Source organism: Blastococcus saxobsidens, from assembly GCF_002938435.1.
GTDB lineage: Bacteria > Actinomycetota > Actinomycetes > Mycobacteriales > Geodermatophilaceae > Blastococcus > Blastococcus saxobsidens.
In genome coordinates this window covers 36363-43165 of sequence record NZ_POQT01000041.1, presented here as the reverse complement: position 1 = coordinate 43165, position 6803 = coordinate 36363, and the positions used below count along the sequence as shown (strand labels likewise).

7 protein-coding genes are annotated in these 6803 nt (G+C 73.7%); 4 read left to right on the top strand and 3 right to left on the bottom strand.

Features of this window, described 5'->3' with window-relative positions; genetic code table 11:
• The coding region (locus tag C5507_RS19295; RefSeq protein WP_104530121.1) for an SAF domain-containing protein at window positions 1-803 on the bottom strand (803 nt) is incomplete at its 3' end.
• A 202-nt stretch (window positions 804-1005) separates the two neighbouring features.
• On the opposite strand from C5507_RS19295, the gene C5507_RS19290 reads away from it, so the two are divergent.
• A complete protein-coding gene (locus tag C5507_RS19290) occupies window positions 1006-1263 on the top strand; it encodes a helix-turn-helix domain-containing protein (RefSeq protein WP_104530120.1) in 258 nt (85 codons plus the stop codon).
• A 22-nt stretch (window positions 1264-1285) separates the two neighbouring features.
• Here the strand turns inward: C5507_RS19290 and C5507_RS19285 are convergent, their stop codons facing one another.
• Entirely contained in the window at window positions 1286-1855 is a 570-nt protein-coding gene (locus C5507_RS19285) for a hypothetical protein (protein ID WP_104530128.1), read from the bottom strand.
• Window positions 1856-1940: 85 nt separating this feature from the next.
• Between C5507_RS19285 and C5507_RS19280 the strand changes: the two genes are divergently transcribed.
• Together C5507_RS19280 and C5507_RS19275 are read left to right on the top strand one after the other, a co-directional pair.
• A complete protein-coding gene (locus C5507_RS19280; protein WP_104530119.1) occupies window positions 1941-2672 on the top strand; it encodes a LysM peptidoglycan-binding domain-containing protein in 732 nt (243 codons plus the stop codon).
• 34 nt (window positions 2673-2706) lie between these two features.
• The gene (locus C5507_RS19275) at window positions 2707-3249 is read left to right on the top strand and encodes an Rv3235 family protein (protein WP_104530118.1); all 543 of its coding nucleotides are present in this window, start codon (window positions 2707-2709) and stop codon (window positions 3247-3249) included.
• 109 nt (window positions 3250-3358) lie between these two features.
• Here the strand turns inward: C5507_RS19275 and secA are convergent, their stop codons facing one another.
• Complete coding sequence (gene secA / locus C5507_RS19270) at window positions 3359-6307, bottom strand: preprotein translocase subunit SecA (protein WP_104530117.1); 2949 nt, start codon at window positions 6305-6307, stop codon at window positions 3359-3361.
• Window positions 6308-6401: 94 nt separating this feature from the next.
• Between secA and C5507_RS19265 the strand changes: the two genes are divergently transcribed.
• Window positions 6402-6794, top strand: coding sequence for a pyridoxamine 5'-phosphate oxidase family protein (locus tag C5507_RS19265; protein ID WP_104530116.1), 393 nt, complete (start codon window positions 6402-6404; stop codon window positions 6792-6794).
• The last annotated feature ends 9 nt before the right edge of the window (window positions 6795-6803 follow it).

Sequence of the window (6803 nt, the reverse complement as noted above, 5' to 3'; positions counted from 1 at the left end):
TCTGGAGCCGGGGCCGGGGCGGAGGTCTCCGCCGGGGGCGCGCTCGGCGCGGTGGCCGGGGGTGCGGTGCCGGCGGCGGCCGGGCGGTCCGCCGCGGCCGACGTCGGGCGGTCGGCCGGGTCGACGACGGACTCGTGGACGACCACCACCAGGGGCCGGCCGGCGATGGCGGCGAGCACGTCGGCGGCCTCGTCCGCGGGGACGCTGACCACGACCTGGACCGTGGTGGTCGGCGTCGACAGGACCCCCTCGCTGCTGCCGGACACCGCCTGCACGGGCACGCCGCCGACGACGAGCGTGACGCTGCCGATCGCGGGGCCCGTGGCCCCGGCGGCGGGGTCGGCGACCGCGTACACGTCGATCACCCGACCGCGCTGCACCCCCGGCGGCAGGTATCCGGCCTGCACGGGCAGGGCGACCTGCACCAGGTCCGCGGGCTCCTCCAGCGCCGCGAACGGCAGCAGTTCGCCGGCTCGCACCCCGCGGGAGAGGACGCTGCCCTCCGGCCGGGTGTTCCCCGACAGGTACAGCGACGCGGCCTCGTCCAGCCGCACGTCGACGACGACGAGGTCGTCGGCGGTCAGCTCGGTGCCGGCGGCGAGATCGGAGGCCGCGCTCCACACCGGCACGGTGGCGTCCGCGGCGCTGACGACACGGGCGCCCAGCAGGACCGAGCCCAGCACCAGCAGGACGCCGAGCACCAGCCGCAGGTCCAGCCAGCCGGGGGCGCGGACGCGGCGGGGCGCCGGACCGGACGGGAGCTCCCCGGCGTCGACGTCGACCGGATTCCGGACGGCGGTCACGGCGCCTCACCTCTTCCAGCACGTCGGACGCCCCGAGGGGCGCATTGAGCCGCCGTTGCCGAGTGCGGACGACGTTCGAACGCAGATGATGCGACACGATCGCGTTTCCGTGCATCCGTCATCCACACGAACGTGTGTGGACAACGATCACGTTCCACCGGTGCGGCTGACAGACTGGGCGGCGACCGGATGGAGATCGCAGATGCCCACGCCCCGTTTCCTGACCCTCGACGACGTCGCCGAGATCCTCAACGTCTCGTGGTCGCAGGCCTACGCGCTGGTCCGCCGCAAGGAGCTGCTCGCGATCCAGATCGGTGGCCGCGGCCAGTGGCGGGTCGAGGTGGACGAGCTGGAGCGCTTCATCCAGCAGAAGTACGCCGAGGCGCGCGCCGGCACCGTGCCGGAGGAGCCCGCCACCCCGGAGAGCACCGCGGCGGCGGGAGCCGAGCAGCGCGCCTGAGCGCTAGCCCCCTGCCCGCGGGTCAGTCCCAGCCGGGCAGGAGCGTCCGCACCACGGCCACCGCGTCGATGACGACGGCGTGCACCTGGCGCACCGCGCCGGCCCGCCGCGGCTCGTCGGCCGCGTGCTCGGCCAGATCCACGTAGTCGGCGCCCACCCGGTCGATCGTCCCGGTGAGCACCGTCCCCTCGTCCAGCACGACCTGGACGGCGCTCCGGTCGCGCGCCAGCCCGCGTAGCGCCCGCCGCAGATCCAGCCGGACCCGGACCGGGGCGTCGTCCTCGGCGGGTGCGGCCCAGCGACCCAGTCCGGACACCGCGCGCACCGCGCCGGTCGACACCAGCTGGTCCCGGCCGCGCCCGTCGTCGACCAGCAGCCAGTCCACCCCGACGTCGGCGAGCACGCCCGTCACCCGCCCCGCCCCCCGGCAGGTCAGGACGACCTCGCTCCCGACCGAGCCCGCGAGCCGGTCGGCGAGCCGGACCGCCCCCATCTCCGCCCTCGCCCGCGATGCCCACTCCGCGCGCGCCTCGGCGTCCTCGGCCGTCTCGAACTGGGCCTGGAGGTCCGCGAAGAGCTGCTGCCACCGCATGCGCACAGCCTAGATCGTGCTGATACTTGCATTTGCCTGCATTTGCTTGCTTTAGTGTGGCCCGGTCAACGCGAGAGGAGAGGCCATGTCGGCACGGCGACTGCTCGGGACGGCGCTCGGCATGGCCGTGATCGCCGGCGGCCTGACCGTCCTCGCGCCCTCGATCGGCGACACCTGGGGCGCGCTGGCCGCTCCGCAGGTCACCGTCGACTCCGCCGGCGCAGACGTCCTCGTGCTGCACCTCGCGGGCCTCCTCGCCCGGCTGGCCTGGGCCTGGGGCGCGCTCGGGCTCGCCCTCACCGCCGCCTCCGCCCTGCCCGGCCTGGCCGGTGACCTCGCCTCCGGCACCCTGCGCCGCGTGCTCCCCGCGGGCGCGCGCCGTGCCGCCGCGATCGCGCTGGGCATCGGCCTCGGCATCGCCCCGCCGTCGCTCGGTGTCGCGGCAGGCGCGGTCGACGGCGCGACCACCGCACAGGAGCTGCCGGTCGCTCCGCGGTCCGCCGTCCCCGACTGGGCGGCGTCCACCGTGCTCGACCGGCAGCCGACCGACGTCCCCGACTGGCCGGTCCCCGCCTCCCCTGCAGCGGTCCCGGACTGGCCGCCGGCCGCGCAAGCCGGTGAGCACGTCGTCGTCCGGGGCGACTGCCTGTGGTCGATCGCCGAGCGCCGGCTGGCCGCCGGCACCGGTCAGGAGCCCACGTCCGCGGAGGTGGCGGACGCCGTCCAGGCGTGGTGGCAGGCCAACGCCGACGTCATCGGGCCCGACCCCGACCTCCTCCTGCCCGGCCAGATCCTGCGCCCGCCCGTCCTGCCCTGACCCGCACCTCGACCAACGTCCACCGGGAGCTCCGATGTCCGCGCTGTCCCCCACCGCCCCGTCCGCCGTCCAGCCGACCCTCCGGCTGGCCGTCGTCCCCACGCCGCAGCCCCCGCTCGAGGAACGGGCGGCGCTGCGGCTGGTGCACCCCGACCGCGCGGTCCCCCGCCCGGCGCACCGGCCCGGTCCGCGGCCGCGGAAGCTCCAGGCCCCGGTGCCCGACGGCGACTTCGGGCCGGTGTGGTCCGCCCGGTCCGACCTGCCGACCGCTGCGGCGACCGGGCGCGCGCTGCTCACCACGACGCTCGAGGCGCTCACCGGCCGCCGCCCGCTCACCCAGCTCCGCCCGTTCACCACGGTCGGCGTCTACGCCGCGCTCACCAGCGGCCGGCGCCCCGGCTGGTGCACCGAGGGGAAAGGCCCGGTGGTCCTGGGCCGGGTCCAGGTCTGCGAGCCGGTGGACGGGGTGGCCGAGGTCAGCGCCGTCGCCCACCGCGCCGGCCGGGCGCACGCGGTCGCCGCCCGCCTGGAGGGCATCGACGGCCGCTGGCGGTGCACCGCCCTGCAGATCGGCTAGTGGCCCCGTCCGGAGGCTCGCCCCGAGCGTGCGAGGGGTGAGAGGGACGGGGTCCTTCTGGACGCCCCGCCGACCATCGCGGTCGGCGGGGCGTCGTCGGGTCAGCGGATCAGTTCGCTCCGGCTCCCCCGTGGCACTGCTTGTACTTCTTGCCCGAGCCGCAGGGGCAGGGCGCGTTGCGCGGGGTCTCCTTGGTGCCGGAGACCGTCGCCGTCTTGGCGGCCTTCGCCCGGCCGCCGTCGGCCGCCGACGCGTCCAGGCTCGGCGCGGAGTAGGTCAGGTTCTCCGCACGCCGCGGCTGCTCGAGCCCCTTGACCGCCAGCTCCGGCCCCGTGCCCGAGGGCACCGGCGCCTCGGCGGCAGGAGCCGCCGCGGCCGCGGCCGCTGCCGGCGCAGCCGCGGCCGTCGACCGGCGGGCGGTCGCAGGAGCGGCCGCGCCACCCGCGGCCTTGTTGGCGGCGGCCTGGCGGGCCAGCACCTTGGCCGTCCCCTCCTGGGCCGCGGCGAGCGCCTTGGCCTCGGCCTCGGCCTGCTTGGCCTTCGCCTCGGCCTCCTGCTCGTCCTTGGTCTTCACCTCGAGGTTGAACAGGAAGCCGACGGACTCCTCCTTGATGCCGTCGAGCATCGCCACGAACATGTCGTAGCCCTCGCGCTGGTACTCCACGACCGGGTCGCGGTTGGCCATCGCGCGCAGGTGGATGCCGGCCCGCAGGTAGTCCATCTCGTAGAGGTGCTCGCGCCACTTGCGGTCCATGACCGAGAGCAGCACCCGGCGCTCCAGCTCGCGCATGACCTCCGCGCCGAGCTTCGCCTCGCGGTCGGCGTAGGCGCGGTGCACGTCGTCGAGCAGCGCCTGCTTCAGGCTGCCCGGCGTCAGGTCGGTCTGCTCGCCGCCGGCCACCTGGTCTACGAGCTCGTCGATGGTGAGGCCCACCGGGTACAGCGCCTTGAGCCCGGTCCACAGCTGCTCGAGGTCCCAGTCCTCGGCGTAGCCGGTCTCGGTCGCGCCGTCGACGTAGGCGGCGACGACGTCGTCGACCATCGACCGGACCTGCTCGTGCAGGTCGGCGCCGTCGAGCACCTTGCGCCGCTCGTCGTAGATGACGGTGCGCTGGCGGTTGAGGACCTCGTCGTACTTCAGGACGTCCTTGCGGACCTCGTGGTTCTGCTGCTCCACCTGGGTCTGCGCCGACAGGATCGCCCGGGTGACCATCTTCGACTCGATGGGCTGGTCGTCGGGCACCCGCAGGGTGTTCATCATCGACTCGAGCATCGGGCCGTTGAAGCGGCGCATCAGGTCGTCGCCCAGCGACAGGTAGAACCGGGACTCCCCCGGGTCGCCCTGGCGCCCGGAACGGCCGCGCAGCTGGTTGTCGATGCGGCGGCTCTCGTGCCGCTCGGTGCCCAGCACGTACAGGCCGCCGGCCTCGGTGACCGCCTCGTGCTCGGCCTTCACCCGGGCCTTCGCCGCGGCGAGCGCGTCGTCCCAGGCGGCCTCGTACTCCTCAGGCGTCTCCGACGGGGAGAGGCCGCGGGCGCGCAGCGTCTCGTCGGCGATGAACTCGGCGCTGCCGCCGAGCTGGATGTCGGTGCCACGGCCGGCCATGTTGGTGGCCACCGTGACCGCCCCCGGCCGCCCGGCCTGGGCGATGATCGACGCCTCCCGGGCGTGGTTCTTGGCGTTCAGGACCTCGTGCGGGATGCCGCGCTTGAGCAGGTACTTGGCCAGGAGCTCGGACTTCTCGACGCTGGCGGTACCGACCAGGACCGGCTGACCGGCGTCGTGCCGCTCGGCGATGTCCTCGACGACGGCGTCGAACTTGGCCTTCTCCGTCTTGTAGATGACGTCGGAGCGGTCCTCGCGGACCATCGGCCGGTTCGTGGGGATCGGGACGACACCGAGCTTGTAGGTCTGGTGCAGCTCGGCGGCCTCGGTCTGGGCCGTACCGGTCATCCCGGAGAGCTTCTCGTAGAGCCGGAAGTAGTTCTGGAGGGTGATCGTGGCGAGGGTCTGGTTTTCGTCCTTGATCTTCACCTTCTCCTTGGCCTCGATGGCCTGGTGCATGCCCTCGTTGTAGCGGCGCCCGGCCAGCACGCGGCCGGTGAACTCGTCGACGATGAGGACCTCGCCGTTGGTGACGATGTACTGCTGGTCCTTCTTGAACAGCTCCTTGGCCTTGAGCGCGTTGTTCAGGTAGCCGATCAGCGGGGTGTTGACCGCCTCGTAGAGGTTGTCGATGCCGAGCTGGTCCTCGACGAACTCCACGCCCTCCTCGGTCACGGCGACCGTGCGCTTGGCCTCCTCCACCTCGTAGTGGACGTCGCGCTTCATCATCGGGACGATCCGCGCGAACTCGAGGTACCACTTGCCGGCGGTCTCGGCCGGACCGCTGATGATCAGCGGGGTGCGGGCCTCGTCGATGAGGATCGAGTCGACCTCGTCGACGATCGCGTAGTGGTGGCCGCGCTGCACGAGGTCGGCCTTGCTCCAGGCCATGTTGTCGCGCAGGTAGTCGAAGCCGAACTCGTTGTTCGTGCCGTAGGTGATGTCGGCGCCGTAGTGCTCGCGACGCTCGGCCGGGGTCTGGCCGGACAGGATCGTGCCGACGCTCAGCCCGAGGAAGCGGTGCACCCGGCCCATCCACTCGGCGTCGCGCTTGGCCAGGTAGTCGTTGACCGTGACGACGTGCACGCCCTTGCTGGTGAGCGCGTTGAGGTACGCCGGCAGCACGCCGGTCAGGGTCTTGCCCTCACCGGTGCGCATCTCGGCGATGTTGCCCAGGTGCAGCGCCGCGCCGCCCATCAGCTGGACGCGGAAGTGCCGCTGGCCCAGCGTGCGCGTGGCCGCCTCCCGGACGACGGCGAACGCCTCGGGCAGCAGCGCGTCGAGGGATTCCCCGTCGGCGTGCCGCTCCTTGAACTCGTCGGTCTTGGCCCGGAGCTCGGCGTCGGAGAGGTCGGTGTAGTCGTCGGCGATCGACTCGACCGCATCGGCGATTCTGGAGAGCCGTCGGACGAGCTTGCCCTCACCGGCACGGAGGATCTTCGAGAACACCACGTCCCCAGCGTAGGCGGCTCGGTCCGCGGTGCGGTCCCCCCGACCGCCGGGAGCGGCGCTCGGGCACCACGCGCCCCATCCGTACGCTGCAGGGATGGCCCGCGACCTCTCCCACCCGGGCCCCGGCCTGCTGGAGTTCCTCACCGAGCGGCACCTCGCGACGCTGACCACTTTGCGCGCCGACGGCACGCCCCACGTGGTGCCCGTGGGCGTCACCTACGACGCGGCGACGCGGACCGCGAGGGTGATCACCTCGGGCACCTCGATGAAGGCACGGCACGTGCGCGAGGGGCAGGGCCGCGTCGCCGTCTGCCAGGTGGACGGGCGTCGTTGGGTGACCCTGGAGGGCACGGCGGTGGTCCGGGACGACGCCGAGGCTGTCGCCGACGCGGTGGAGCGCTACGCCCGCCGGTACCGCACACCCCGCGAGAACCCGGCGCGCGTGGTCATCGAGATCGCGGTGGACCGGATCCTCGGCAACGCCTGAGGATGTGCC

Bases quoted from the DNA above. Each gene is read 5' to 3' on its own strand.
- C5507_RS19290 (WP_104530120.1), top strand. From the start codon at position 1,006: ATGCCCACGCCCCGTTTCCTGACCCTCGACGACGTCGCCGAGATCCTC.
- C5507_RS19285 (WP_104530128.1), bottom strand. From the start codon at position 1,855: ATGCGGTGGCAGCAGCTCTTCGCGGACCTCCAGGCCCAGTTCGAGACG.
- C5507_RS19280 (WP_104530119.1), top strand. From the start codon at position 1,941: ATGTCGGCACGGCGACTGCTCGGGACGGCGCTCGGCATGGCCGTGATC.
- C5507_RS19275 (WP_104530118.1), top strand. From the start codon at position 2,707: ATGTCCGCGCTGTCCCCCACCGCCCCGTCCGCCGTCCAGCCGACCCTC.
- C5507_RS19265 (WP_104530116.1), top strand. From the start codon at position 6,402: ATGGCCCGCGACCTCTCCCACCCGGGCCCCGGCCTGCTGGAGTTCCTC.